24 protein-coding genes are annotated in these 26196 nt (G+C 60.6%); 22 read left to right on the forward strand and 2 right to left on the reverse strand.

The genetic code is table 11. The features are described from left to right. Positions 1 to 5: 5 nt before the first annotated feature. The 14 genes from AS156_RS11585 (at position 6) to AS156_RS11650 (ending at position 13727) form a co-directional block, all read left to right on the forward strand. Complete coding sequence (locus tag AS156_RS11585) at positions 6 to 1796, forward strand: nickel-dependent hydrogenase large subunit (RefSeq protein WP_066503806.1); 1791 nt, start codon at positions 6 to 8, stop codon at positions 1794 to 1796. A gap of 10 nt (positions 1797 to 1806) precedes the next feature. Then, complete coding sequence (cybH, locus tag AS156_RS11590) at positions 1807 to 2538, forward strand: Ni/Fe-hydrogenase, b-type cytochrome subunit (RefSeq protein WP_066503811.1); 732 nt, start codon at positions 1807 to 1809, stop codon at positions 2536 to 2538. A gap of 12 nt (positions 2539 to 2550) precedes the next feature. Then, positions 2551 to 3135: a HyaD/HybD family hydrogenase maturation endopeptidase gene (locus AS156_RS11595; protein ID WP_066504124.1), complete on the forward strand. Its 585-nt coding sequence runs from the start codon at positions 2551 to 2553 to the stop codon at positions 3133 to 3135. 16 nt (positions 3136 to 3151) lie between these two features. Next, positions 3152 to 3442, forward strand: coding sequence for a HypC/HybG/HupF family hydrogenase formation chaperone (locus tag AS156_RS11600; RefSeq protein WP_066504125.1), 291 nt, complete (start codon positions 3152 to 3154; stop codon positions 3440 to 3442). A gap of 252 nt (positions 3443 to 3694) precedes the next feature. Continuing rightward, entirely contained in the window at positions 3695 to 4084 is a 390-nt protein-coding gene (locus tag AS156_RS11605; RefSeq protein ID WP_160331077.1) for a thioredoxin domain-containing protein, read from the forward strand. Continuing rightward, positions 4081 to 4941 (forward strand): hydrogenase expression/formation protein, encoded by an 861-nt coding sequence (locus AS156_RS11610; protein ID WP_066503815.1) that lies wholly within the window; start codon positions 4081 to 4083, stop codon positions 4939 to 4941. Before AS156_RS11605 ends, AS156_RS11610 begins: the two co-directional genes overlap by 4 nt. Next, positions 4865 to 6148 carry a hypothetical protein gene (locus AS156_RS11615; protein WP_245312724.1) on the forward strand — a complete coding sequence of 428 codons (1284 nt, stop codon included), beginning with the start codon at positions 4865 to 4867 and terminating at the stop codon, positions 6146 to 6148. Before AS156_RS11610 ends, AS156_RS11615 begins: the two co-directional genes overlap by 77 nt. Beyond that, complete coding sequence (gene hypA, locus AS156_RS11620; protein WP_066503817.1) at positions 6141 to 6482, forward strand: hydrogenase maturation nickel metallochaperone HypA; 342 nt, start codon at positions 6141 to 6143, stop codon at positions 6480 to 6482. Before AS156_RS11615 ends, hypA begins: the two co-directional genes overlap by 8 nt. After that, complete coding sequence (gene hypB / locus AS156_RS11625) at positions 6482 to 7423, forward strand: hydrogenase nickel incorporation protein HypB (protein ID WP_066503818.1); 942 nt, start codon at positions 6482 to 6484, stop codon at positions 7421 to 7423. Before hypA ends, hypB begins: the two co-directional genes overlap by 1 nt. Further along, positions 7420 to 9678 (forward strand): carbamoyltransferase HypF, encoded by a 2259-nt coding sequence (gene hypF / locus AS156_RS11630; RefSeq protein WP_066503820.1) that lies wholly within the window; start codon positions 7420 to 7422, stop codon positions 9676 to 9678. The genes hypB and hypF overlap by 4 nt, the downstream gene beginning before the upstream one ends. A 1-nt stretch (position 9679) precedes the next feature. Beyond that, a complete protein-coding gene (locus tag AS156_RS11635) occupies positions 9680 to 9916 on the forward strand; it encodes a HypC/HybG/HupF family hydrogenase formation chaperone (protein WP_066503822.1) in 237 nt (78 codons plus the stop codon). Then, positions 9913 to 11052: a hydrogenase formation protein HypD gene (gene hypD / locus AS156_RS11640; protein WP_066503823.1), complete on the forward strand. Its 1140-nt coding sequence runs from the start codon at positions 9913 to 9915 to the stop codon at positions 11050 to 11052. Before AS156_RS11635 ends, hypD begins: the two co-directional genes overlap by 4 nt. Beyond that, positions 11052 to 12098 (forward strand): hydrogenase expression/formation protein HypE, encoded by a 1047-nt coding sequence (hypE, locus tag AS156_RS11645; RefSeq protein WP_066503825.1) that lies wholly within the window; start codon positions 11052 to 11054, stop codon positions 12096 to 12098. Before hypD ends, hypE begins: the two co-directional genes overlap by 1 nt. A 486-nt stretch (positions 12099 to 12584) precedes the next feature. After that, entirely contained in the window at positions 12585 to 13727 is a 1143-nt protein-coding gene (locus AS156_RS11650) for an MFS transporter (protein ID WP_066504127.1), read from the forward strand. Between the two features lie 167 nt (positions 13728 to 13894). Here the strand turns inward: AS156_RS11650 and AS156_RS11655 are convergent, their stop codons facing one another. Both AS156_RS11655 and AS156_RS43280 read right to left on the reverse strand, forming a co-directional pair. Beyond that, the gene (locus tag AS156_RS11655) at positions 13895 to 15208 is read right to left on the reverse strand and encodes a DUF2130 domain-containing protein (protein WP_066503826.1); all 1314 of its coding nucleotides are present in this window, start codon (positions 15206 to 15208) and stop codon (positions 13895 to 13897) included. A gap of 19 nt (positions 15209 to 15227) precedes the next feature. Beyond that, positions 15228 to 15392, reverse strand: coding sequence for a hypothetical protein (locus AS156_RS43280; RefSeq protein WP_201456027.1), 165 nt, complete (start codon positions 15390 to 15392; stop codon positions 15228 to 15230). Positions 15393 to 15791: 399 nt separating this feature from the next. On the opposite strand from AS156_RS43280, the gene ald reads away from it, so the two are divergent. The 8 genes from ald to nifK all read left to right on the forward strand — a co-directional run bounded on the left by ald (position 15792) and on the right by nifK (position 26164). Then, a complete protein-coding gene (gene ald, locus AS156_RS11665; RefSeq protein ID WP_066503827.1) occupies positions 15792 to 16904 on the forward strand; it encodes an alanine dehydrogenase in 1113 nt (370 codons plus the stop codon). Between the two features lie 340 nt (positions 16905 to 17244). Next, positions 17245 to 17439: a 4Fe-4S binding protein gene (locus AS156_RS40515; RefSeq protein WP_074124755.1), complete on the forward strand. Its 195-nt coding sequence runs from the start codon at positions 17245 to 17247 to the stop codon at positions 17437 to 17439. 202 nt (positions 17440 to 17641) lie between these two features. Then, complete coding sequence (gene sufB / locus AS156_RS11670) at positions 17642 to 19138, forward strand: Fe-S cluster assembly protein SufB (RefSeq protein WP_066503828.1); 1497 nt, start codon at positions 17642 to 17644, stop codon at positions 19136 to 19138. Positions 19139 to 19207: 69 nt separating this feature from the next. Beyond that, entirely contained in the window at positions 19208 to 19960 is a 753-nt protein-coding gene (sufC, locus tag AS156_RS11675; protein ID WP_066503829.1) for a Fe-S cluster assembly ATPase SufC, read from the forward strand. Positions 19961 to 19978: 18 nt separating this feature from the next. After that, positions 19979 to 21319 (forward strand): Fe-S cluster assembly protein SufD, encoded by a 1341-nt coding sequence (sufD, locus tag AS156_RS11680; RefSeq protein ID WP_082747445.1) that lies wholly within the window; start codon positions 19979 to 19981, stop codon positions 21317 to 21319. Then, a complete protein-coding gene (locus tag AS156_RS11685) occupies positions 21316 to 22563 on the forward strand; it encodes a cysteine desulfurase (protein WP_066503832.1) in 1248 nt (415 codons plus the stop codon). Before sufD ends, AS156_RS11685 begins: the two co-directional genes overlap by 4 nt. 471 nt (positions 22564 to 23034) lie before the next feature. Beyond that, the gene (nifD, locus tag AS156_RS11690; protein ID WP_066503833.1) at positions 23035 to 24537 is read left to right on the forward strand and encodes a nitrogenase molybdenum-iron protein alpha chain; all 1503 of its coding nucleotides are present in this window, start codon (positions 23035 to 23037) and stop codon (positions 24535 to 24537) included. Between the two features lie 70 nt (positions 24538 to 24607). Beyond that, positions 24608 to 26164, forward strand: coding sequence for a nitrogenase molybdenum-iron protein subunit beta (nifK, locus tag AS156_RS11695; RefSeq protein ID WP_066503835.1), 1557 nt, complete (start codon positions 24608 to 24610; stop codon positions 26162 to 26164). Positions 26165 to 26196 lie beyond the last annotated feature (32 nt).

The raw sequence follows: 26196 nt of genomic DNA on the forward strand, positions 1-26196 counted from the left end.
AGAGGGTGGGCGTAAAGACACCCAATGGGTTCAAGCTCGATGGAGCCGGAAAACGCGTTGTCGTCGATCCGCTAACTCGGATCGAAGGTCACCTGCGTGTCGAGGTTAACCTCGATTCGGACAATGTGATCCGCAATGCCGTCTCAAGCGGAACGATGTGGCGTGGCATCGAAACCATCCTGCGCGGGCGCGATCCGCGCGACGCGTGGGCGTTTACCGAGCGGATTTGCGGCGTCTGCACTGGCACCCATGCGCTCACCTCCGTGCGCGCGGTTGAGAACGCGCTCGGCATTACGATTCCTGAGAATGCCAACTCGATACGCAACATCATGCAGCTTTGCCTGCAGGTTCATGATCATCTCGTGCATTTCTATCACCTGCACGCGCTCGATTGGGTCGACGTGGTCTCAGCGCTCAAGGCCGATCCCAAGGCGACCTCGAGATTGGCGCAGTCGATCTCGTCCTGGCCGCTTTCATCACCGGGCTATTTCAAGGATCTGCAGATCAGGCTCACAAAGTTCTTCGATTCAGGGCAGCTCGGCCCGTTCAAGAATGCCTATTGGGGCCACCCGGCCTATAAGCTTGCGCCGGAATCGAATCTCATGGCCGTGGCGCATTATCTGGAGGCGCTCGATTTCCAGAAGGAGATCGTCAAGATCCACGCCGTCTACGGGGGCAAGAACCCGCATCCGAACTGGTTGGTTGGCGGCGTGCCCTGCGCGATCAATGTCGACGGCACCGGTGCGGTGGGCGCGATCAACATGGAGCGGCTCAACCTCGTGTCATCGATCATTGACCGTTCGATCGAGTTCGTCGAAAAGGTATATCTGCCCGACGTTGCGGCGATCGGCTCAGTCTACAAAGACTGGCTCCATGGCGGCGGTTTGTCGGCCAAGAGCGTGATGTCCTATGGCGACATCCCCGAAACCGCCAACGATTATTCTGCGGCAAATCTCAAGCTGCCGCGCGGCGTCATCCTCGATGGCAATCTCAACGAGGTCCTGCCGATCGATCACGGTGATTCCGAGCAGATCCAGGAATTCGTTGCGCACTCCTGGTACAAGTATCCCGACGAGTCCAGCGGGCTGCATCCCTGGGATGGCGTCACCGAGCCGAATTTCCAGCTCGGGGCCAACTTCAAGGGCGCAAAGACCGACATCAGGGAGCTCGATGAGGGCGGCAAGTATTCCTGGATCAAGGCGCCGCGCTGGCGTGGCAACGCTGTCGAGGTAGGACCGCTGGCGCGATACATCATCGGTTATGCGCAAGGCAAAGCGGAATTCGCGGATCCGACCGACAGGCTGCTCAAGACACTCGATCTTCCCGTGACGGCGCTTTTCTCGACGCTCGGCCGCACCGCAGCGCGCGCCCTCGAATGCCAGTGGGCGGCCCATCAGATGCGCTATTTCCAGGAAAAGCTGGTGGCCCACATCAAGGCGGGTGACACTTCAACGGCCAATACCACCAAGTGGAAGCCGGAAAGCTGGCCGAGGGAGGCCAAGGGTTACGGTTTCACCGAGGCACCGCGTGGCGCGCTCGGTCACTGGATCAAGGTCAAGGACACCAAGATCGACAACTACCAGTGCGTCGTGCCGACGACGTGGAACGGTTCGCCGCGCGATCCCAAAGGCAATATCGGCGCATTTGAAGCCGCACTGATCGATACGCCGATGGCCGATCCAGAGCGGCCGCTGGAGATTTTGCGCACGATCCATTCCTTTGATCCGTGCCTGGCGTGCTCGACCCACGTGATGAGCCCGGACGGCCAGGAAATGGCGTCGGTCAAGGTTCGATAGGAAGGTAGCCGTGCTGGACAAGATGCCGCAAGGCGTTACTACCCGTATTGACAACGATGCAGCACGGCGTGATCGCAGCGTCGAGCATGATGTCGTTGACCTCTATGAAGCGCCGATGTGGCTGTGGCATTGGGTGAATGCGGCAGCCATTCTGGTATTGGGCGTGACCGGCTACTTCATCGGAACCGGGACCGCAGCAATGCTGGGACAGCCAAGCAACAGTCTCGTGTTCCGCTATATCCGTTTTGTGCATTTTTCCGCAGGTTATGTGCTCACCGTCGGCTTCCTGCTGCGCATCTATTTGGCCTTGGTGGGAAACTCCCATGCAAGGCAGATCTTCTACGTGCCGCTTTGGCGCAGGTGCTTTTGGAGTGAGCTCTGGCACGCGCTGCGCTGGTACGCTTTCCTTGCGGCCAAGCCGGAGAAACATGTCGGGCACAATCCGCTAGCTCTCCTCGCGATGTTCTTCATGTTTACCCTGACGAGCGCGTTCATGATCGTCACCGGCTTTGCACTTTATGCGCAGGGCTCCGGCAATGACAGCTGGCAGTATCAGCTGTTCGGCTGGGTATTTGCGATCTGGCCGAACAGTCAGGATGTTCATACCTGGCATCATCTTGGCCTGTGGGTGATCGTCTGCTTTGCGCTCGTCCACATCTACGCGGTGATCTGGGAAGCCGTCGTGTCGCGCCGGAGCATTCGCTCCTCCATGATTTCGGGCGAGCGCGAATTCCGCGGTTGATCGAGGATGCCGATGCTGGCCCCCGAGAGCGCAAAGCGGATCCTGGTGCTCGGCATCGGCAACATCCTGTGGGCCGATGAGGCGTTCGGCGTGCGGGTGGTGGAAGAGTTCCACCGCCGCTACACCGTCCCTGACAACGTCATGATCCTCGATGGCGGTACGCAGGGGCTCTATCTGGTTAGTTTTCTCGAGGAGGCCGACTACCTGATCGTGTTTGATGCCATCGACTATGGACTTCAGCCCGGGCACTTGAAGCTGCTGCGAGACGACGAGGTGCCGAGGTTCACCGCCGCCAAGAAGATGAGCCTGCATCAGACCGGCTTTCAGGAGGTCTTGAGTGCAGCTGACCTGCTTGGCCGCTGCCCGCGAGAGCTCGCTCTTATCGGCTGTCAGCCGATGGATCTGGAGGATTGGGGCGGGCCGCTGACCGATCCGGTGCGCGCTCAGATTGCGCCTGCGATCGAACTGGCTTGCGAACTGCTGGTTCAGTGGGGAGCGCCGGCAAGACTGCGGACCACGTGGTTGTCCGCCTCGGAACGTCTGCTCGCCAATGATATCGACCATGCAAACTATGAGATGAGGGCGCGGCCGATCTAGCGGCTTGCGGGTTATGATGTGCGTTGGCCTGCCAATGACGATTATTGAGACCGACGGCATGCGGGCGCAGTGCGAGTATGGCAATGAAACGCGGTTCGTCTCAGTCATACTGCTCTCCAAGCCGCCAATCGGCGCCAAGGTGCTTGTCCATATCGATACCGCAGTGCGGCTTCTGGATGACGATGAGGCGCGGCTGATTGAGCAGGCGCTCGACGGCCTCGATGCGGCCCTCAAGGGCCACGATTGCGATCAGTTCTTTGCGGACTTGATCGGTCGCGAGCCCCAGCTGCCGGGGCATCTCCGCTAGCCGGCGTCGCGTGCGGATACCGTGCTGCCCATCCTTGCCATTGTTCACGGATAACAAGTGTCGTGCCGGAAACAAGCTCTGCGCCGAAGATCTCAAGCGGCCCTGCGCTGCTGATCCGTGCGGAACGCAAAACTGCGACGAGACAGTGATTGGCACACACCTTGCTAACACCCCATCAGGTGGAACGGGACGATAGAAAAGAGCCTGATGGGGTTTCAGTCGGGAACGCATGATCTGACGTGGCTCGGCCTCGTGATCGCAAGCATCGACGCGCGGCTGGCCGCGGCCCATCTTTGGGGGATAATCGCGGTGCTGCTGTCGGCCGGCAATCCTTTGCGTTGGATCGCGACGATCGACGTCACGGTCTCGCCTCCTGAATTGTTCCTGGCGTTTCGGCGGCGTGTGGTCGGCGTGGTGACTGCCAGGAGCGCTGAAGGCAAGCTGGCCAGGCGGTTCGGCCTGCGCGTCCTGTCGACGCTGATTTGGTGGCTCCAGGGTGATACACGCTGCCCGATCGAAGAGGCCGGGGTTTGGAAAATCCGTACCGAGCGCATCTTCAGACTGATCGATCACCTGCATCCTAGCGCGGCTGTCGTCAAGAATGCCATTCCTCAGCCCGTACTGGCGAACGTCGCATCATGAAAACAGGTTTCCCCTCCGCGCAACGCGCCGAGCGTCCGCTGAGCGTGTTTCCGGCTGGCGCGGAAAGCCTCGACGCAGGCCATCGCGGGCGGACGGCTGCTACCGCGCTCGCCAAGCTCGCTTCGCTCGATGGCGTCGAGCTGGCAAGGAATTGTCCGAATGCCGTCGCACTGTTGTCAGACGTCGCTGCTGCCGTTGCCCGCCAGAAGAGCGGCGCACAAACGCAGCTGTTCAAGCTTGCGGCTCTCGGCGACCTTGAGCGCAAGCTGATTGCCGACGTGCTTGGGACGGGCGAAATCGCCGGTGTCGTTGCGCTACCGGATGGCTCAGTGGCACAGATCGAAGAATCGGTGCTGGCGGGAATCTGGCGCGTATGCATTGGGGATGATCCGTCACACGAATATATCGAAATCGGCGCGATACCACAGATCGTGCGGCGGGCGGCAACCGACCTGACGTCGACTGATCTGGCGATCAAAGCGGCGCCGGAAGGCGCGATGAACGTGCTGCCGGTGCTCGCGGAAATCCGCGATCGGGCGCTGGCCTGGCGGCCCGGCATGCGCGCGCACATCATCAATTTCACGCTCCTTCCGATGAGCCCGGTCGACCAGGCGTTTCTGCAGCAAAGCGTCGGCAACGGGCCGATCCGGCTCACCTCGCGTGGCTACGGCACGTGCCGAGTGCAGGCGACCGGCATCCGGAATATCTGGTCGGTGCAGTTCTTCAACTCCATGGACAACATCATCATGGATACGCTCGAGGTTGGGGGCGTGCCGACGGTTGCGCTGGCGGCTGACGAGGACTTCGAGGATTCCGGCGAACGCATGCAGGAAATCATCGAGGCCTACTTCAAATGACGAGCTTCGAGAACTTTGGCGTCCGCAAGAATCTCGCAGACGACGCGCGCAAGGGGGGCGGCACCTGCCGGATCGTCCACGATCTGGCAGAGGGCAGATGGGGGCGCGCATGAACCTCGCCGTCCGCAACCAGATGGAGATCACCGTATCGCTTGCTGGCGAGGTAATTGCCGCGGTCGAAATCCTGCCGCGGGTCCGGCCACCACTGGCGCGGCTGTTCGCCGGCAAACCCGCCAGTTCATTGCTCAATGCGCTGCCGAGGCTGTTTTCATTGTGTGCGGCCGCGCACCAAGTGGCATTCCTGTCCGCGATCGAGGCGGCGCGCGGCGTAGGCGTCAACCTTGCTACGAAACAGCGCCGTATCACCCTGGTCGTTGCCGAGCGGCTGGCGGAACTGCTCCGGAGCCTGCTTGTCACCCATCTCGCGCAGGACATCAACAGCGCCGCAGCGGTCCGCGCCCTGATGCAGGACGTGTCGGTGCTTGTCGGCGGCGCAACGGCCGGCTGCGGCCCCGTCTCACGCGAGGCAACGGCGCGCATCGCAGCCGCGCTGGCTGCGCTCGGCATATCGAATGAAGATGGCGCGCCGATGCGCGGCAGCCCACTCGCGCTCCGCATCACCGCGCTCGACGAAGTCGCATTTAAGCCTGTGCCGATGCAGCATTCGTTTCTATCCGCTGCCGACGACCACGACATCATTGAATGGCTGCTCGCGAATGACGTGACGGTTTGCCATCGTCCCGACCTGGAGGGCCGGATTCCCGAGACCGGTCCGTGGGCCCGCCAAATGGTCCGTCAACGGCCCTCGCCAGGCCGGTCGCCCCCCGCCGAGCGGCTGAAGGCGCGGATCGCCGAAATCGTCGGGCTGTGCACCTGGCTCAAAGCCGGTGCTCATATCGAGACAGCTCAGGACGCGATCGTCGAAAGCTACGGACTGGGACTGCGCCGTGGTGCGGCCGCGGTCGAATGCGCCCGGGGGCGTCTCTATCATGCAGTTGAGCTCGATCGTCAGGGACAGATGTCGTGCTTCGAATGTCTTGCGCCAACCGAATTGAATTTCCACGTGCGCGGACCGCTTGTCCGCAGCCTGCAGAGTGCGGTGCTGACGAAGAGGCCGCAGGCACAGGCCGCCATTCGCAGGGTGATTGAATCGTTCGACCCTTGCGTCGCCTTCACCCTCAATTTTCGCGAAGTCAGAGATGCATGAGATGGCGCTTTGTGAGGGCATCATCGAGATTGTCGAAGAGGAGGCGCGCCGGCGATCGTTTTCGAAGGTGAAGACCGTGTGTCTGGAGATCGGAGCGCTCAGTCATGTCGCTCCCGAGGCGATGAAGTTCAGCTTTGCGGCCGTTGCTGCGCGGACCATCGCCGATGGCGCGGTTCTTGAGATCGTCGAGCAGCCTGGCCTCGCCTGGTGCATGGCCTGTTCGACAAGCGTCGCGATTGCCCGGCGCTACGAGCCGTGCCCCTGCTGCGGCAGCTATCAGCTGCAGGTGACTGCGGGTGAAGAGATGCGGGTCAAGGAGCTGGAGATCGACTGATGTGTACCATATGCGGCTGCAGCGAAGCAGTGGCCTCCACCGAACGCACCCATGCGCACAGTGCGCATGCCAATGGTCATCGCCAGGCACATGATCACGGTGATCACCACCATGATCATGTCCATACCGGCCAGGACTTGCATCATTCTCACCACCGTCATCACCATCGTGATCACAGCCATCAGCAGACTCATGGCGGGCGGGCGCTTGTGGATTGCGCGGCTGATCCAGCCGGCTTGACGGTTTCGGGCATTAGCCGCGAGCGGGTCATTCGGGTCGGGCGCGACATCCTCGGCAAGAACGATAGGATCGCGGCCGACAACCGCGCCCGGTTCCTGGCCGATGACATGCTTGTGTTCAATCTTGTTTCAAGCCCCGGCGCGGGAAAAACCTCGCTGCTCGTCCGCGCCGTCAGCGAGCTCAAGCAGAGCTGGCGGCTTGGGGTTATCGAGGGCGATCAGCAGACCTCGAACGATGCCGAGCGCATTCGCGCGACCGGTGTGCCTGCAATTCAGATCAATACCGGCAAGGGCTGCCATCTCGATGCTGCGATGGTCAGCGAGGCTTATCGCCGCTTGCCCTCGCTCAAGCGTGGTATTCTCTTCATCGAAAATGTCGGCAATCTGGTCTGTCCCGCGGCGTTCGATCTCGGCGAGGCCTGCAAGATCGTGGTGCTCTCGACCACCGAGGGTGAAGACAAGCCACTCAAATACCCGGAAATGTTTGCCGCTTCATCGCTCATGCTGATCAACAAGATTGATCTGGCGCGCTTGGTCGACTTCGATTTGAGCCAAACCGTCGAGTATGCAAGACGCGTCAATCCAAGGATTGAAGTGCTGACGATTTCAGCGCGTACTGGCGAGGGCTTTGCCGCGCTCTACGCCTGGATTGGGAAACAAGCGGCAGATCAGATCCATCCTGTCGTGGGCGCAGCGCCATGAGCGAGGCAATCGCCAGCGCGGGAACGCGTCTGCGCCTGCGCGTCAGCGGCGCCGTTCAAGGCGTCGGCTTTCGTCCGTATGTATATAGTCTCGCTGCTCGATATGGGCTCGCCGGGTTCGTCGCCAACGATCCCGACGGCGTCATCATCGAGGTCGAGGGTGACGGCACGTCCGAGTTTGTGGCCGCCTTGCCGCTTGAAAGGCCAGTATTGGCGTGCATCGACCAAATCTCGGTTCAGGAGATCGGTGCGTTTGGGGCTAAAGGCTTTTCGATCCGCCGCAGCGAACAGGGCAGGTCGTCGACGCGGATCGTCGCCGATGCCGCGACGTGCCAGCAATGTCTCGATGAGTTGTTCGACGCAACGAGCCGCTATTACCTCTATCCCTTCATCAACTGCTCCCATTGCGGCCCGCGCTACACCATTGCCGAACAGCTCCCGTATGATCGCCGCAACACTGCGATGGGGCGCTTCGCGTTGTGTGCCGCCTGTGCGGCCGAATATGCCGATCCGGCGAGCCGTCGTTTTCACGCCGAGGCGATCGCGTGCCCGACATGCGGCCCTCGGCTCAGTCATGGGATCGATGATATTGCCGCGGCGATCGCCGGCGGCCAGATCGTGGCGATAAAGGGGCTTGGAGGGTATCAGCTGCTTTGCGACACAGCCAGCCAGGACGCGGTATTGCGTTTGCGTGAGCGGAAGCAGCGCGACCAGAAGCCGTTCGCGGTCATGATCGGTTCCTTAGAACAGGCCAACAAGATTGCAGAGACGAATGCCGCCGAGCTCGCGCTGCTCGCATCCGTCGCCCGTCCGATCGTTCTGCTGCGCTCGCGCAACAATCTTGCGGCCGCAATAGCCCCCGGCCTGTCGCGCGTCGGCGTCATGCTGCCCGTAATCCCGCTGCATCACCTTATCTTCCATGCGCTTGGTTCGATTGGCGCAAGGCCTAAGGGGCACAGTCCGGTCGTCGTCACAACGAGCGCCAATCCCAGAGGCAAACCGCTTCCGATCGACAACGGAAAGGCGCTGCAACGGCTTGCCGGCATCGCCGATCTTATTGTGACCCATGATCGCGATATCCTGACGCGTGCTGATGATTCCGTGGTGTCGGTCGTGGCCGGACGGCGCCAATTCATTCGCCGCGCTCGCGGCTATGTTCCCGAACCGATCCGGCTTGCGAGGTCGGTGCCGCCCCTGCTCGCCGTCGGCGGCGCGCTGAAGTCGACTGTCACCGTTACGCGGGGCAATGAGGCATTCGTCTCCCAGCACATCGGAGACCTCGATACGGCTGAAGGCATTCGCGTTTTCGAGGAGACGGTCCGCCATCTCACGTCGACCCTGGACGTCAGGCCTGTCGTCATGGCCCATGATCTGCATCCCGACATGGCGTCCACCCGCTTTGCGGAGACAAGCGGCTGCGCTCTGATCGCTGTCCAGCATCATCACGCGCACGCTGCTGCGGTCATCGCAGAGCATGGTCTCACCGCGCCTGCGCTCGCCCTTCTGCTCGACGGCCATGGCTATGGCTGCGACGGCGGCAACTGGGGTGGCGAGCTCTTGTTGTGTGAAGGCGCCCGGTTTCGACGCATTGGGCATCTTGAACCCTTGCAAATGCCCGGCGGGGACCGCGCAGCCCGCGAGCCCTGGCGGATGGCGAGCGCGATACTTCAGATGCAGGGACGGGGACATGAAATTGCGCGCCGCTTTGCGTCGCAGCCGCAGGCCGAGCATCTGCGGGCGTTGCTCGAGCGGCCTTGTGGAGCCACCACGACCAGCGCGGGCCGGCTGTTCGATGCAGCGGCCGCGCTGCTCGGGGTCGCGACTTCGCAGAGTTATGAAGGCGAGGCCGCGATGAAGCTCGAGGCGGGTGTGCGGCAGACTTTCGTGCTCGAAGCGGGTTGGATGATCGATGGCGATGTGCTGTCATTTCGCCCGCTGTTTTCTCGCTTGATTGCAGATGATATCGGCGCCACCGAGGGAGCCGAGCTGTTTCATGGCACGTTCGCGGCAGCCTGCGTTGATTGGGCCGCACGCTCTGCGCAGACAACCGGCGTCACAACCGTCGTTCTGAGCGGCGGTTGCTTCCAGAACGCGGTGCTCGCCGATGAAATCGAGCGCGGCTGCTTGGCGGCCGGCCTCATTCCGCTGCTGCCACGCCAGGTTCCGCCTAACGACGGTGGCTTGAGCCTCGGACAAGCCTGGATCGCCGCTCTTCAGACTGCTGAACAGCCGCAAGCTCTCGAAGGAACAGCTTGATATGTGTCTTTCGGTACCGGCTGAGGTCACCGAACTCCTTCCCGGTGACATGGCCATCGTGTCCATCGATGGCGTCAGCCTGGAGATTTCGATCGCGCTCATCGACGATCTCGCGGTCGGCGACTACGTCCTTGTCCATGTCGGCTACGCCCTGGCCAAAATCGACCCCGCAGAAGCCGAGCGGACGCTGGAGCTCTTGCGGGAACTAGGTAGCGTCGCTCAGGAGCTTCGGCCATGAAATATGCCGACGAATTCCGTGACAAGACCATCGCCCAGGGGCTCGCGCGGGCGATTGGGACTGAGGCTGATCCGCAACGGGCCTACCGGTTCATGGAGTTCTGCGGCGGACACACGCATGTGATCTTTCGCTATGGCCTGGAGGACTTGCTGCCAGCGAATGTCCGCTTGATCCACGGGCCGGGCTGTCCGGTCTGTGTTCTCCCCGCCAGCCGGATCGACATGGCGATCCGGCTCGCCGCCCGGCCGCAGGTCACCCTCTGTGTCTACGGCGACCTGATGCGGGTGCCCGGCTCGCAAGGGCAATCGCTGTTGCGAGCCAGGGCCCTCGGCGCCGACATTCGGATGGTCTATTCGACGCTCGATGCGATCCGGATTGCCGAACAGGCGTTGGATCAGGAGGTGGTCTTTTTTGCCATTGGATTTGAGACCACGACGCCTGCGACGGCAGTGATGATCCGGCTTGCCAGGAAGAAGCGGCTGAAGAATCTCAGCGTGTTCTGCAACCATGTGCTGACGCCCCCGGCGATGCAAAGCATTCTCGAGAGTCCCGATATCCGCGCTCTCGGCCGGGCCGAAATCGACGGCATTATCGGGCCTGCGCATGTCAGCGCCATCATCGGTACGGAGCCCTACGGCCGCTTGGCAAAAGAATTCGGCGAGCCGATCGTGATCGCGGGATTTGAGCCGCTCGACGTGATGCAGGCCATCCTGATGCTGGTTCGGCAGGTGAATGGCGGCCGATATGAGGTGGAGAACCAATATAGCCGTGCGGTGAAGCGTGAAGGCAACCACCGCGCCATGGTAGCGGTGTCTAACGTTTTCGAACTCCGCGACGAGTTCGAATGGCGTGGGCTCGGACCCATACAAGATAGCGCGCTGAAGCTGAAACGGCCTTACGCCAAATTCGACGCCGAGGCGCGTTTCGTGATGCACGAACTGCCGGTCGTCGACAATCCGGCGTGTGAGTGCGGGGCCATCCTGCGTGGCGTGAAGAGCCCTGTCGACTGCAAGCTGTTCGGAACGGTCTGCACGCCGGAAACCCCCATAGGGTCCTGCATGGTCTCATCGGAAGGCGCCTGTGCCGCGCACTGGACGTATGGCCGGGGCCGCGACTATCAGCTGCGGCGGGCGTGATGCGGGTGAAGTCCTATCAGCGCAAGCTCGATATCAAGAACGGGTGCATCGACCTTTCCCACGGTTCCGGGGGGCGCGCCACGACGCAGCTGGTCCTCGGCCTGTTTCACGAAGCGTTCGGCAATGAATGGCTCGCTCGTTGCAACGATCAGTCGGCCTTCGGTGTCCGCTCGGGCAGGATGGTGATGACGACTGACAGCTATGTGGTTTCGCCGCTGTTTTTTCCCGGCGGCAATATTGGGTCACTCGCGGTGCACGGCACAGTCAACGATGTCGCGATGGCCGGTGCGCGTCCACTCTATCTGGCGGCAAGTTTCATCCTTGAAGAGGGCTTCCGACTTTCGGATCTGAAGGCGATTGCGGATTCAATGGGCGCAGCGGCGCGTGCCGCCTGCGTTCACATCATCACGGGTGACACCAAGGTCGTCGAGCGGGGCAAGGCGGATGGTCTGTTCATCTCGACGACGGGAGTCGGCGTTCTGGCCAACGGGCTCGATCTGTCCGCCGAGAACGCAAGGATCGGCGACCGCGTCCTGGTTTCCGGCTGCCTCGGCGACCATGGGGTTGCGATCATGTCGCGACGCCACAACCTGGCTTTCCAGGTCGACATTGTCTCGGATTCTGCAGCTCTGCATGATCTCGTAGCCGTAATGGTTGCGGCTGGCGGCGCCAGCATCCGGGTGATGCGCGACCCCACGCGCGGCGGTCTTGCCGCAACGCTCAACGAGATTGCGCATCAATCCAGCCTCGGCTTCCGCCTGCAGGAAGAGGCTATCCCGGTAAAGCCCGCCGTTACGGCTGCCTGCGAACTCCTTGGGCTTGATCCGCTCCATGTCGCCAACGAGGGCAAACTCGTTGCAATCGTGGCGGCAGATATGGCGGATGCCGTGCTTGCCGCCATGAAGGCGCATCCGCTCGGGTGCGATGCGGCCGATATCGGCGAGGCGGTCGCTGATCATCATCATTTGGTGCAGATGTCGACCAGATTTGGCGGCGGACGAATTGTCGATTGGTTGTCGGGCGAACAACTGCCCCGGATTTGTTGAGCGCGCCACGCGCTCGCACGAAGGGTCGGTTAGGCCTTCCGGGACGTCTCAATTGCTGTCGTCCGCTGTACTAGGCATCTGAGCACCGCGTCGAAAACGCACGGTCTGAGTGTTTACTTGGCGTCCGCGCGTATCGCGTGACCTCGGCCAGGGAGCTGCGCAGTCGGCCTTGTCCGTCTTGCGACACAGCCGACCAGCGTTGTTGAGCCTGCGACGGTCATGAACAATGCGCAAGCACAGCGCGGTCGCCTTTGGCCGTACGCGTTTATCCGAGAAAGCACGCGACAATTCACTATTGAAGCGTCAATGCCGCTCTGAGGCTCACACCACGGGACGCCGCGCACGTCTTCTTCACCATGGCATCACACTTGCAGCGAGTGGGATGTTCAGCCCGGCCTATCGTCGTCGAGCCGTGCATTGCCCGTAGGCGAGCGCCCAAAGGTGGTCGGCGCTGCGCTTGCGGGCTTTTTCTCGCCGGAGTGTCCTGTGTTATCGTTTGCCGATCAGCCAGCCGGCTCGCTCGCGACCCGATTAGCATTTTTTGTTGCCGGATTCGGCTTTGCCTCATGGGCACCTCTGGTGCCGCTCGCCAAGGAGCGGCTTGCGGTCGATGATGGCGTACTTGGTCTGGTGTTGCTCTGCCTCGGCGTTGGATCAGCCGTCGCTGTGCTCGTGACCGGCGCGGCGAATGCACGTTACGGCAGCCAAACCATCATTCTTTGTGGTGGTCTTGGTCTTGCGCTCATCCTGCCGTGGCTTGCTGTGGCCAGCACACCTCTTGGGCTTGGCGCCGTGCTGTTTGCTTTCGGTGTTTCGCTTGGTTCAATCGATATAGCCATGAACGTTCACGCGACGGAAGTGGAGTGGGCCGCCGGCCGACCGTTAATGTCCGGCTTCCACGCCCAGTTCTGCATAGGCGAAGTCGCCGGCTCGGCTGTTATGACCACCTCCCTCTCATTGCGGGCTGACGCGCTTGTTTCAACATTGATCTGTTCGGTGTTGATGACGATTGCAATTGTGTTGGCCTGGCCGCGGTTTCTGGCAACATGTCGGACCGAGCGACGGCTAAGGCTCGTCCTGCCCAATCGCCGTGTGTTGCTCATTGCGATCCTTGCGGCCATGACCTTTCTTGTCGAAGGCGCAATGCTCGACTGGAGCGCCTTGTTTTTCGTTGATCGAGGTCTTGTCTCCAAGGCGCATGGCGGCTTCGGTTACATGCTGTTTTCCATTGCCATGACAGCAGGCCGCCTCGGCGGAGATGCCGTCGTGACGCGATTCGGCGATCGCGCCACATTGATGTTCGGAACTCTGCCGATCATGACAGGTTTCGCGGCGCTGCTAGCGGCGCCAGTTGCGTCGATTGCCATGGCGGGATGCCTGCTCATCGGATTGGGTGCTGCGAATATCGTGCCGGTGCTGTACCGCCGGGCCGGCAAACAGAAGACGATGCCGGCCCTCCTTGCGATCGCAGTCACCACGACGGCCGGCTACACGGGTCTGCTCGTCGGTCCCGCTATCGTCGGCCTCGTCGCAAACATGGCTGGCCTTCCATTGGCATTCGCAATGCTGGGCGTGCTCCTGTGCACCGTCACGCTCACGGCGCCGATTGTAATGGCGGGCCGTCCCTGAGTTGTGGTGTGGCTGCCCCTTGCAAATCCGGCTTTTGATAGGTTGATCCGATGCCTTCGCAAGCGGCCATGTTTCCAAGGCGACGTTCCACAAGCGGCGGCGTGTATGGCCGTTCAGGCGGCAGCCGCTCGAGAGGTCAAGTATGCGTCTGGCGTGCCGGCAGTCATTTATCCTGCCTTTCGCTCCGGTTCGACGCTATTCTCCAGCAGCTGGATGTCCAAACTTGAGATCTCCGGCATGGCCTTGCCCGCGATGGCTTGAAGATCTCCAACCATCCCGACCGTCGAGTCGACCACGGCCAAAATCTGCGTTTCGCGCTTGGCCCACTGCCGCCCCATGAATTTTCGTTCCTTGTCGAGATCATCACGCATGTCGTTGAACTTCTCAACGACGGCCTCCACCCGCTGCCTGAATTTCGTCCCCGTCAGATAATGGTAGACCTGCTCCATTTTTGTTTGCTGGCCCTGCTGCACAAGGCGCGAGCCGGCCACGTCGATAAGTGCCTGACGAAGGGCCACCGCGACCGGCAGAGCGCATCGGGGGTGCGTCACCCATATTCCATCGATCAGGTCGAAATGCTCGACATGTTTGGGAAGCGCTTGCGATACGATGAGCGCAGTATCGGCTCCGCAGCGGCGCTGATCGTCACGGAGCTTGCCAAGCCATCCGTCGCTCCACGCCTTGGTGCGCTTGGATTCCCAGAGGATAATGCCCGCGGGCTGCCCAATAGAGCCATTGACCTGCTGCACAACGTCCGCGCCAAGTTCGCCTTTGCCCACTGGCTCAATCAGGTCAGTTGGAAAGCGGCCACGAAGAACAGCTTCCAGCTCAAGCTCCAGGACTTCGCCCTGCGATTGTTGTGATCCTTGCTCAGCTTTACGCTTGAGCTCCTCGATTGTGCGGGACATCGACTCGATCGTCTGGTCTTTTTCCGCGACGCGTAGTCGCGCGGCTTCGTCAGCTTCCTGCCTTGCCTTTACCTGGATCTGTTCAGCTGAAGCCTGGACACGCTTCTCAACCGTCAGATCAAGCTCGCGCTTCTCGTCATCGAGCGCTCGTTGCTTGCGGATAAGTGCGGCCTGTGCCTGCTGCGCCTCCGCCAGCTTGGTATTGTTCGCCTCGAGAATCTGCCGGAGCTCGGCCAATTCGGTTGCGCGCGCCTGCAGTTCCGCCGCGGCCGCATCGCGCGCTTTCTTGGCCTCCATCGCGACAAGTTGGTTGCGCTCGGCCGCCAACCGTCGAGCCACTTGGTCGTCGATCAGCTCGCGATCCTTCTGAAGCTGTTCGCGCTCCTGCCGCAGTGCCTCGGTCTTGCGCGCCACCTCGGCGTCCTTGCTGGCGAGCTGTTCTTGGAAGCGCTGGCGGGTTTCCGCGAGAAGCGGGGCGGCGAGCGATTCGGTCAGGCGGATCTCGTGGTTGCAATTCGGACAATGAAGGGTGGGCTCATGGGCGCTGGTGGCCGCGGTCGCACTAAACGTCATAAACCCTCCCGGTCTGCGGCTAGGCCGGGATAAACGTGATCCGCCCGGCTTCGCCCCGCTTCCGATATGGCTTTATCGCTATTTCATCGTTCTGGTCGAATGCCGTAAGCACGCGCAGCGGCTTTTCCACCGAAACCAGCTTGAAACGCCAACGAAACAGCTTGGACGGGCCGGGTCGCTTCATGTCGATCAGCCCAGCGGGTTCAATCTGGTCATCTTCCGCTCTGCCATCAGCCGCTTCAGCTGAACAACGACAGCGACTTTGAGATGGTGCCTCTGGCGTTCGGCAGATCGAGATCAGCGAGAGTGTTGCCAAACCCTCAAGCTAAGGGTTGGCAAGGTCCTCCTTACGCTCACGATCCGACTTTCTTCGTTGCCTTGTGGATCGTTTCACGATCTCGACAGTTGCTGGACTCCGGCAAGCTCCGCAAAGATGTCATATCGATCCATCCGGGATACGTTTGTCCGAAATCCTGCGCAGCAGCTTAAACGTTGCAGAATTTCTGCACCATCTGGCCGCCTCCTCATCAGTATTGCAGCGTCCTTCCGACTAGAAGGGACGGTGAGGCAGGGAGGATTGCAAATGAAGCTCGGCGTTCCCAAGGAAATCAAAGCGCACGAATATCGCGTGGGTCTGACGCCGGGAGCCGTCCGCGAATATGTGGCAGCCGGTCACAGCGTGATGGTCGAGACCAACGCCGGCGCCGGGATTGGCGCAAGCGACGACAACTATCGCAACGCCGGCGCAACTATTCTGGACTCCGCGCGCGAGGTATTCGCCTCGAGCGAGATGATCGTAAAGGTCAAGGAGCCCCAGCCGTCGGAGTGGGTGCAGCTTCGAGAGGGCCAGATCGTCTTCACTTATCTGCATCTGGCTCCAGATCCGGAGCAGGCCAAGGGATTGCTCAAATCCGGTTGCACCGCGATCGCCTACGAAACCGTGACAGATCCGCATGGCGGCCTTCCACTGCTGGCACCGATGAGCGAGGTCGCGGGCAGGCTTGCGATCGAAGCGGCAGGTAGCGCCCTGAAGCGGTATGCGGGCGGCCGGGGGCTGTTGATCGGTGGCGTGCCCGGCGTTCCGCCGGCTCGCATCGTGGTGATCGGTGGGGGCGTCGTCGGGACGCATGCGGCGCGCATGGCGGTCGGTTTGGGCGCTGAGGTTACGATCATCGACCGCTCGATACCGCGGCTTCGTGAGCTGGATGAACTTTTCGAAGGGCGCGTTCGTACCAGGTTCTCGACGATCGATGCCGTGGAGGAGGAAGTATTTGCGGCGGACGTGGTCATTGGCGCGGTGCTTGTTCCGGGTGCCAGCGCACCGAAACTTGTTAGCCGCGGCATGTTGAGTTCGATGCGCACAGGAGCCGTAATCGTGGATGTCGCGATCGATCAGGGCGGCTGCTTTGAGACCTCACACCCGACAACCCACGATGATCCAACTTACGAGGTGGACGGCATCATTCATTATTGCGTAGCCAATATGCCCGGAGCTGTCCCGCTGACCTCGAGCCAGGCCTTGAACAACGCCACGCTGCCATTCGGCTTGGCGCTCGCAAAAAAGGGATTTGCAGCCGTGCTCGAAAATCCTCACCTGCGCGCGGGCCTCAATGTCCATCGGGGCCGGCTGACTTACAAGGCTGTGGCCGAGAGCCTCGGCCTGCCATTCTCACCGATCGAACAGGCTGCGGCCTGATCCCAGAGGCCCCTAAGGGCGTTTCCTCCCTGACTTGGGCCACCCATTCGGGGTGGCCTTTTTTTAGATTCCATCGATCTCTTGAGCGCGGGTTGAATTGCGCTGGAACGCAGTGCCAATTCGGTCAGCAATGGTAGCTGCCCGGTGTGGGCGAAGCGGCTACGCCGCTGAACAAGACAGCATCGAAATCTAGCCTCTATGTTGCGGACTGTAGGGTTTGCGACAAGCTGTCCAAGCCGCAACATGCGACGGAAAATTGCCTAGACAAATCAGGGCTCGTGGATTTGGCATGAGGCTTGAAGGGATGAAATCGTCCCGCATCTCCTGTCCTAGGAATCGCATGGCTTACAAGATAATCGCGTCCCAATGCACCGTCTGTGGCGCGTGTGAGTTCGAATGTCCCAACGCCGCAATTAGTCTCAAGAACGACATCTATGTGGTCAATCCGGCGAAGTGCACCCAATGCGATGGGCATTTTGACGCGCCGCAATGTGCGGCTGTCTGCCCGGTGCCCGACACCTGCGTGCCGGCCTAGAGGGGTGGTCGATGAGCGGGTCCTCGGTGCGCAGCAAGGTCAAGACGCTATTGGAGACGGTGGGCGATGTGATCGGTCGCCTGGCTCGGCCGGTTTTAAGCCCTGCGCTCGCGACTTACGCGATAGCCTTTGCGGCTAGGAGAGCACGCCGCAGCTGGCGCTGGAAATCGCCGGAATCGTCCCAAGGCGAGCGGAGCAGGCCATGGTAGCAGCACGGGAGACGGTTGAGCGCATCGCTCGGACCGGCGTCGATCAGTATCGATATGGGTTTGAGACTTTGATCGAATCCGACAAGGCCCCGAAGGGGCTGTCGGAAGACACCGTTCGCTTCATCTCCGCAAAGAAAAGCGAGCCTGGTTGGTTGCTGGAGTGGCGCCTTCAGGCGTATCGCTGCTGGCTGACGATGACTGAGCCGACCTGGGCCCGCGTCCACTATCCGAACATCGATTACCAGGACATCTACTATTACGCGGCGCCGAAGCCGAAGAAGCCTCTGTCCTCGATCGACGAGATCGATCCGGAAATCCTCAAGACTTATGAGAAGCTCGGCATCCCGCTTCGCGAGGTCGCGATCCTGGAAGGCGTCGAGCCGGCCCCGGGCGGTGAGCCGTCGGCCAATCGCAAGATTGCGATCGATGCCGTGTTCGATTCGGTGTCGGTTGCGACCACCTTCAAGGCGGAGCTGAAGAAGGCCGGCGTTATCTTCATGCCAATCTCGGAGGCGATCCGCGAGTATCCCGATCTGGTACAAAAGTACCTCGGAACGGTGGTGCCCGTCTCAGACAATTTTTTCGCGAGGCTTAACTCGGCGGTGTTCTCAGACGGCTCGTTCGTCTACGTGCCGCCGGGCGTGCGCTGCCCGATGGAGCTGTCGACCTATTTCCGCATCAACGAGCGCAACACCGGCCAATTCGAGCGCACCCTGATCATCGCCGACAAGGGCTCCCACGTCTCCTATCTCGAGGGCTGCACGGCGCCGCAGCGCGACGAGAACCAATTGCATGCCGCCGTGGTCGAGCTCGTGGCGCTCGACGACGCCGAGATCAAATATTCGACGGTACAGAACTGGTACCCCGGCAATTCGGAGGGCAAGGGCGGCATCTACAATTTCGTCACCAAGCGTGGCGATTGCCGCGGCAAGCATTCGAAGATCTCCTGGACCCAGGTCGAGACCGGCTCCGCTATCACCTGGAAATATCCGAGCTGCATCCTGCGCGGCGACAATTCGCGCGGCGAGTTCTACTCGATCGCGATCTCGAACGGTTTCCAGCAGGTCGATTCTGGCACCAAGATGTTCCATCTCGGCAAGAACACGTCGAGCCGGGTCATCTCCAAGGGCATCGCGGCCGGAAAATCGCGGAACACCTATCGCGGCCTTGTCAGCGCAAATCGGAACGCCGTCGGCGCGCGCAACCATACCGTATGCGACTCGCTGCTGATCGGCGACAAGTGCGGCGCGCACACCGTGCCCTATGTCGAGGCCAAGAATTCCTCGGCGACGTTCGAGCACGAAGCGACGACGTCGAAGATTTCCGAGGACGTGCTGTTCTACTGCATCCAGCGCGGAATGTCGCAGGAGGAGGCTGTCAGCCTTGTCGTCAACGGCTTCATCAAAGAGGTGCTGCAGAAACTGCCGATGGAGTTCGCAGTCGAAGCGCAGAAGTTGATCTCGATCTCTCTCGAGGGATCGGTCGGATAGTTATGGACGTAGCGAGCCCTGCCGAAAGTGGCTCGCTGCTGCGATGATGGTCGTCAGGGAATAGCTCGCATGCCGTTACTCGAAGTCCGAAATTTGCACGTCTGTGTCGAGGGACGCGAAATCCTCCACGGGCTCGATTTGACGGTCAATGCCGGCAAGGTGCACGCTATCATGGGGCCAAACGGCTCGGGAAAATCAACCCTCAGCCATGTCATCACAGGCAAACCCGGCTATCAGATCACCGCAGGCCGGCTCCTGTTCAAGGGCGAAGACCTGCTCGCAATGAGACCGGACCAGCGCGCCGCCAAGGGACTCTTTCTTGCCTTCCAATATCCGGTAGAAATTCCAGGTGTGACCACCATGAACTTCCTGCGTACCGCGCTTAACGCGCAGCGCAAGGCGCGTGGCCAAAGCGGATATTCGACGCCGCATTTCCTGAAAAAGGCTCGCACGGCCGCCAAGCAACTCAACATTCCACAGAGCATGCTGAAGCGCGGCGTCAATGTCGGCTTTTCGGGCGGCGAGAAGAAGCGCAACGAGATCTTGCAGATGGCGCTGTTCGAGCCTGATCTTTGCATCCTGGACGAGATAGATTCCGGTCTCGATATCGATGCGCTGCGTATCGTGGCCGATGGTATCAACGCGATGCGCTCGCCGGACCGATCAATGATTATGATCACGCATTATCAGCGGCTTTTGAATTACGTCGTACCCGACGTCGTGCACGTGATGTCGAAAGGGCGGGTTGTGAAGAGCGGCGACAAGCAGCTCGCGCTGGAGCTCGAGGCCTCCGGCTACGCCCAATTCGAGGACGCGGCCTGACGCGCAGGGGATTTTCGGATGGATCTGGTTCTGGCTAAGGCTATGCCGGAGGATAAAGCTAATGCAGAGCGGGCGGCGAGCAATGTCTTCGCCGCTGCGCAGGGGCGTTTGCCCGGCGCGGGCCGTATCGCCGATATTCGTGCGAGAGCCTTTGAGGCTTATGAGCGGGTCGGCCTGCCACACCGGCGCGTCGAGGAGTGGAAGTACACGGATCTGCGCGTATTGATGCGCGACGTGCTACGGCTCGCGGAGCCACCGGACGCGTCCGCGCTAAGGCGGGCGCAGGCTGCGGTCGAGCAAGCAGCATTCGAAGGCGCGATCAAGCTGGTGCTGGTTGATGGTATGTTCGCACCCAATCTGTCTGATGTCGCCAAGCTCGGAAAGGGCGTCGATGTACAGACGCTGCGCGAGGTTCTGGAGAGTTCGGCGAGCGACGCAATGGCCGGCTTGGTGCTGTCCACGACCACCGACGCGATGATCTCGCTCAATACTGCGATGGCAACCGACGGCGTCGTGGTGACGATCGCGGAAGGCAAGGCGCTGAGGCGTCCGCTTCATGTCATTCACGTTTCAACCACGTCCTCGGCATCTCACTTTACGCGCTCGTATCTGCACCTCGGTGATGGTGCTCATGGAACCGTAGTGGAGAGCTTTGTCTCGGCCGAAAGCGCGTGCGGCTATCAAGCCAACAATGTCATGATCGTGCTGGTTGGTAATCAAGCCGGCCTCTCGCATCTTCGCGTGAAGGCGGATGCGGCCGACGCGGTCAACATCTCCTCCGAGATCATCGCAGTTGGTTCCAGGGCAAAACTCAATCTGTTCGACATGATCCGCGGCGGTGCCGTCAGCCGCTATCAGGATTTCATTACGCTAGCGGGCGAAGGAGCAGAGCTTTGCGTGAACGGCGTTAACCTGCTCATGGAAAAGCAGCACGCAGACACGACACTCGTGGTCGATCACGCCGCGCCGCATTGCGTCAGCCGTCAGAATTTTCGTGCAGTCGTCGATGGGGCCGGCCGCTCGGTGTTCCAGGGGCGAATCATCGCTCGTCCCGACGCGCAGAAGAGTGACGCCAAACTGACGATGCGGGCGCTGCTCCTGTCGGACCAGGCCGAGGCCGACAATAAGCCAGAGCTCGAGATCTTTGCCGATGACGTGAAGTGCGGTCACGGAGCGACGTCAGGCGGGCTGGATGAGAGTCTCCTGTTTTATTTGGGCGCTCGCGGTCTGTCCGAGAACGATGCGCAAGCGCTGCTGATCCGGGCGTTCCTGGGTGAGGCGATCGAGGGGATCGCCAACGCGAATTTGCGCGATTTTGCGACTTCGCAAACCGAGCGCTGGTTCAAGGCGCGGCGATGAGTACGCATCCTGCCGTTAGCAATGGTGGCTACGACGTCGAGCGTCTGCGCGAGGAGTTTCCCGCGCTGGCCACGACGGTCCATGGCCAGCCGCTCGTTTATCTCGATAACGCCGCATCCGCGCAAAAGCCAAGGGCCGTGCTCGACCGCATGATGCAGGCTTATCGCAGCGAATATGCAAATGTGCATCGCGGCCTGCATTACCTCGCCAACGCGGCGACCGAGGCCTATGAAGGCGCGCGGGCCAAGGTAGCGCGGTTTGTGAACGCACATCGAACCGAGGAGGTCATCTTCACCCGCAGCGCTACCGAAGCGATCAATCTGGTTGCTCAGACCTTCGGCCGTGAGCGCATCATGCCGGGTGACGAGATCGTTCTTTCGATCATGGAGCACCACTCCAACATCGTGCCGTGGCACTTCCTCAGGGAGCGCCATGGTGCCGTGATCAAGTGGGCGCCGGTCGACGACGAGGGCAACTTCCTGATCGATGAGTTCGAGAAGCTCCTGAACCCGCGCACCAGAATCGTCGCGATCACCCAGATGTCGAACGCGCTCGGCACGCTGGTACCGGTGAAGGACGTGGCCCGCCTCGCGCATGCCCGCGGTATTTCGGTGCTGGTCGACGGCTCACAAGGATGTGTCCATCTGGATGTCGATGTCCGCGACATTGATTGTGATTTCTATGTCATGACGGGCCACAAATTGTATGGACCAACCGGCATCGGCGTGCTTTACGGCAAATATGCCAATCTGGCGGCAATGCCACCGTTCAATGGCGGCGGCGAGATGATCCGCCAAGTTTCGCGCGACGGCGTCATCTATGGTGATCCGCCGCACCGGTTCGAGGCGGGCACGCCGCCGATCGTCCAGGCCATCGGCTTGGGCGCGGCCATAGACTTCATTAATTCGATCGGCAAGGCTCGGATCCGCAGGCACGAGAGCGCACTGCTGGCTTACGCGCAGGAAAAGCTAGAGAGCATCGATTCTCTGCACCCCATCGGAACGGCAGCCGAAAAGGGCGCGATCATGTCCTTTGACATGAAGGTCGCGCATCCGCACGATATCGCGACCGTCATCGATCGCTCCGGGGTCGCGGTGCGCGCCGGGACCCATTGCGCGATGCCGTTACTCGCGCGCTTTGGCTTGCCTGCGACGTGCCGCGCTTCCTTTGCCCTTTACAACACGTATGAAGAGATTGATGCGTTGGCACGCGCGCTGATCAAGGCGGAGCGCCTGTTCTCCTGAGCAGCCGACTTGGCGAAATCTGGCTCAGCGCGGTCGGATAAGAGTAAGCACGGGACGGTGGTGAGACCACGCTAGATGTGAGCAGCACGGCGACAGACCGAAGCTGAGCACTTACCGCTTTCGGCGCCTTGCTGTTGGCAGGCTGGAATAGGCCGAGCTGCCGTGCGGTTTGCTCGCCTCGTGTCGAGCCCGCTCAAGTCGTGCCCGGCCAAATCACGCTAATCGTCGGCGTTTTTATTGGCCCATGTCACGGCCGAGCTTTGCCCTTGTTTTGTTTCGAACACGGCCGAACGGGCGCCTTTCTTGACGAGGTGCGATGTCGGGTTCGCAACAACCGTCCCTCCCTACACGTAGTGCACGCTAAGCACATGGAAATGCGACGAGTTTTTCGTTCACGCTCTGCTGGCACGCAGGTTGCAAAAGTCGTGGCAAGAGCCGCCGTTGTAACAGGAAATCCTAAAGGACATCAGAATGAGTCTCGCTACGACCTATAGCACCGCACAGATCAGGGCGCGCAACAAAGAGCTGATCGAGGAGGTGCTGAAGGTCTACCCGGAGAAGACCGCAAAACGACGCGCCAAGCACCTCAACATTCACGAGGCCGGCCGGTCGGACTGCGGGGTCAAGTCCAACATCAAATCCATACCCGGCGTGATGACAATTCGCGGGTGCGCCTACGCGGGTTCCAAGGGCGTGGTCTGGGGGCCAATCAAGGACATGGTTCACATCAGCCATGGCCCGGTTGGCTGCGGCCAATATTCGTGGGGCTCGCGCCGTAACTATTACGTGGGTACGACAGGCATCGATAGTTTCGTGACCTTGCAGTTCACCTCCGACTTCCAGGAAAAGGATATCGTATTCGGCGGCGACAAGAAGCTCATCAAGGTCATGGATGAGATCCAGGAACTGTTCCCGCTCAACAACGGCATCACAGTCCAGTCGGAATGCCCGATCGGCCTGATCGGCGATGACATCGAGGCGGTCTCCAGAGCGAAGTCAAAGGAATTCGGCGGCAAGACCATCGTGCCGGTCCGCTGCGAGGGTTTCCGTGGCGTATCGCAGTCGCTTGGCCATCATATTGCAAATGATGCGGTGCGCGATTGGATCTTCGACAAGGATGACCCACAGAGCAAGCCGAGGTTCGAGCCGAGTCCCTACGATGTCGCAATCATCGGCGATTACAATATTGGCGGCGACGCCTGGTCGTCTCGAATTCTCCTGGAGGAAATCGGCCTGCGCGTAATTGCCCAGTGGTCCGGCGACGGCTCGCTGGCCGAACTCGAGGCGACGCCGAAGGCAAAGCTAAACATTCTGCATTGCTACCGCTCGATGAACTATATCTCGCGCCACATGGAAGAGAAGTTCGGCATTCCCTGGTGCGAATACAACTTCTTCGGGCCCGCAAAGATCGCAGAATCGCTGCGCAAGATCGCGGGCTATTTCGATGACAAGATCAAGGAGGGCGCCGAGCGGGTGATTGAGAAATACCAGCCGCTTGTGAACGCCGTGATCACAAAGTATCGCCCGCGCCTGGAGGGCAAGACGGTGATGCTGTTCGTCGGCGGATTGCGTCCGCGTCACGTGATCGGCGCATACGAAGATCTCGGCATGGAAGTCGTCGGCACCGGATATGAGTTCGGACACAACGACGACTACCAGCGCACCGCCCAGCACTACGTGAAAGACAGCACGCTCATCTACGACGACGTCAATGGGTACGAGTTCGAGCGCTTCGTCGAGAAGATCCAGCCCGACCTGGTCGGCTCGGGGATCAAGGAAAAATATGTATTCCAGAAGATGGGTGTGCCGTTCCGGCAAATGCACTCCTGGGACTATTCGGGCCCGTATCACGGCTATGACGGGTTTGCGATTTTCGCGCGCGACATGGACATGGCGGTCAATTCGCCGATTTGGAAGAAATTGAAGGCGCCCTGGAAGGACGTGCCAAGACCGAAGCTCTTGGCCGCAGAATGATGCAAGCAATCCCTGCTCTCTGCCAAGAGACGGGGCGACGTTAATCACGATATCTGAAAGGCTTTTATCCATGGCACAGAGTGCAGACCATGTGCTCGATCACTTCGACCTGTTTCGCGGGCCGGAATACCAGCAGATGCTGGACAACAAGAAGGAGTTTGAAAATCCTCGCGATCCTGCCGAGGTCGAACGCGTCAAGGAGTGGACGAAGACATCAGAATATCGCGAAAAGAACTTCGCGCGGGAGGCTCTGACGATAAATCCGGCCAAGGCCTGCCAGCCGCTCGGTGCCGTGTTCGCCTCCGTCGGTTTCCAGGGTACGCTGCCTTTCGTGCATGGCTCCCAAGGCTGCGTGGCCTATTACCGCAGCCATCTGTCGCGGCACTTCAAGGAACCGAGCTCCTGCGTCTCCTCGTCGATGACGGAAGACGCCGCGGTATTCGGCGGCCTGAATAACATGATCGATGGGCTCGCCAACAGCTATAATATGTACAAGCCCAAGATGATTGCGGTCTCCACCACCTGCATGGCGGAGGTGATCGGTGATGACCTCAACGCCTTCATCAAGACGTCGAAGGAAAAAGGCTCAGTGCCAGCGGATTTCGACGTTCCGTTCGCACATACTCCGGCATTCGTCGGCAGTCATGTCACCGGCTATGACAATGCACTCAAGGGAATCCTGGAGCATTTCTGGGACGGCAAGGCCGGAACAGCAGACAAGCTTGAGCGCAAGCCGAACCGCAAGATCAACCTCATAGGGGGCTTCGACGGCTACACTGTCGGCAACCTTCGCGAGATCAAGCGCATTTTCGAGCTGATGGGTATCGAATACACCATCCTCGCCGACAATTCCGAAGTATTCGATACACCGACAGACGGCGAGTTCCGAATGTATGACGGCGGCACCACGCTGGAAGACGCCGCGAACGCCCTTCACGCCAAGGCCACGATCTCCATGCAGCAGTGGTGCACGGATAAGACGCTGCCGTTCATCGCCGACCATGGCCAGGAGGTCCTGGCTTTCAACTATCCGGTGGGCGTATCCGCAACGGATGATTTCCTCATGGCGTTGTCGCGGATCAGCGGCAAGGAGATCCCGGAGGAACTCGCTCGAGAGCGCGGTCGCCTGGTCGACGCGATGGCCGATTCCAGCGCGCATATCCATGGCAAGAAGTTCGCGATCTATGGCGATCCGGACCTCTGCCATGGGTTGGCGACTTTCCTGCTCGAACTCGGCGCCGAGCCAACGCATGTGCTGGCCACCAACGGCAACAAGGCCTGGGACGAGAAAATGCGGGCGCTATTTGCGAGCTCGCCTTACGGGCGCAACTGCCACGCCTATCCCGGTCGAGACCTCTGGCACATGCGCTCGCTGCTGTTCTCCGAGCCGGTCGATTTTTTGATCGGAAATACCTATGGCAAGTATCTGGAACGCGATACCGGCACTCCGTTGATCCGGATCGGCTTCCCGATCTTTGATCGGCATCACCATCACCGCTCTCCGGTGTGGGCCTATCAGGGCGGCATGAACGTACTGGTGAAGATTCTCGACAAGATCTTCGACGAGATCGACAAGAAGACGAACGTTCTAGGCAAGACCGATTTTAGCTTCGACATCATTCGTTGATGACGATCGATGCGCTGCCATCGCCGGACAAG

Source organism: Bradyrhizobium macuxiense (assembly GCF_001542415.1).
Lineage (GTDB): Bacteria > Pseudomonadota > Alphaproteobacteria > Rhizobiales > Xanthobacteraceae > Bradyrhizobium > Bradyrhizobium macuxiense.

Excerpts from the sequence above, each read along its gene's own strand:
- hypB (WP_066503818.1), top strand. The coding sequence starts at position 6,482 with ATGTGTACCATATGCGGCTGCAGCGAAGCAGTGGCCTCCACCGAACGC.
- AS156_RS11685 (WP_066503832.1), top strand. The coding sequence starts at position 21,316 with ATGAGTACGCATCCTGCCGTTAGCAATGGTGGCTACGACGTCGAGCGT.
- hypA (WP_066503817.1), top strand. The coding sequence starts at position 6,141 with ATGCATGAGATGGCGCTTTGTGAGGGCATCATCGAGATTGTCGAAGAG.
- AS156_RS40515 (WP_074124755.1), top strand. The coding sequence starts at position 17,245 with ATGGCTTACAAGATAATCGCGTCCCAATGCACCGTCTGTGGCGCGTGT.
- hypE (WP_066503825.1), top strand. The coding sequence starts at position 11,052 with ATGCGGGTGAAGTCCTATCAGCGCAAGCTCGATATCAAGAACGGGTGC.
- nifK (WP_066503835.1), top strand. The coding sequence starts at position 24,608 with ATGGCACAGAGTGCAGACCATGTGCTCGATCACTTCGACCTGTTTCGC.
- nifD (WP_066503833.1), top strand. The coding sequence starts at position 23,035 with ATGAGTCTCGCTACGACCTATAGCACCGCACAGATCAGGGCGCGCAAC.
- AS156_RS11655 (WP_066503826.1), bottom strand. The coding sequence starts at position 15,208 with ATGACGTTTAGTGCGACCGCGGCCACCAGCGCCCATGAGCCCACCCTT.
- sufB (WP_066503828.1), top strand. The coding sequence starts at position 17,642 with ATGGTAGCAGCACGGGAGACGGTTGAGCGCATCGCTCGGACCGGCGTC.
- AS156_RS43280 (WP_201456027.1), bottom strand. The coding sequence starts at position 15,392 with ATGAAGCGACCCGGCCCGTCCAAGCTGTTTCGTTGGCGTTTCAAGCTG.
- AS156_RS11635 (WP_066503822.1), top strand. The coding sequence starts at position 9,680 with ATGTGTCTTTCGGTACCGGCTGAGGTCACCGAACTCCTTCCCGGTGAC.
- hypD (WP_066503823.1), top strand. The coding sequence starts at position 9,913 with ATGAAATATGCCGACGAATTCCGTGACAAGACCATCGCCCAGGGGCTC.
- ald (WP_066503827.1), top strand. The coding sequence starts at position 15,792 with ATGAAGCTCGGCGTTCCCAAGGAAATCAAAGCGCACGAATATCGCGTG.
- hypF (WP_066503820.1), top strand. The coding sequence starts at position 7,420 with ATGAGCGAGGCAATCGCCAGCGCGGGAACGCGTCTGCGCCTGCGCGTC.
- sufC (WP_066503829.1), top strand. The coding sequence starts at position 19,208 with ATGCCGTTACTCGAAGTCCGAAATTTGCACGTCTGTGTCGAGGGACGC.
- AS156_RS11595 (WP_066504124.1), top strand. The coding sequence starts at position 2,551 with ATGCTGGCCCCCGAGAGCGCAAAGCGGATCCTGGTGCTCGGCATCGGC.
- AS156_RS11610 (WP_066503815.1), top strand. The coding sequence starts at position 4,081 with ATGAAAACAGGTTTCCCCTCCGCGCAACGCGCCGAGCGTCCGCTGAGC.
- AS156_RS11600 (WP_066504125.1), top strand. The coding sequence starts at position 3,152 with ATGTGCGTTGGCCTGCCAATGACGATTATTGAGACCGACGGCATGCGG.
- sufD (WP_082747445.1), top strand. The coding sequence starts at position 19,979 with ATGGATCTGGTTCTGGCTAAGGCTATGCCGGAGGATAAAGCTAATGCA.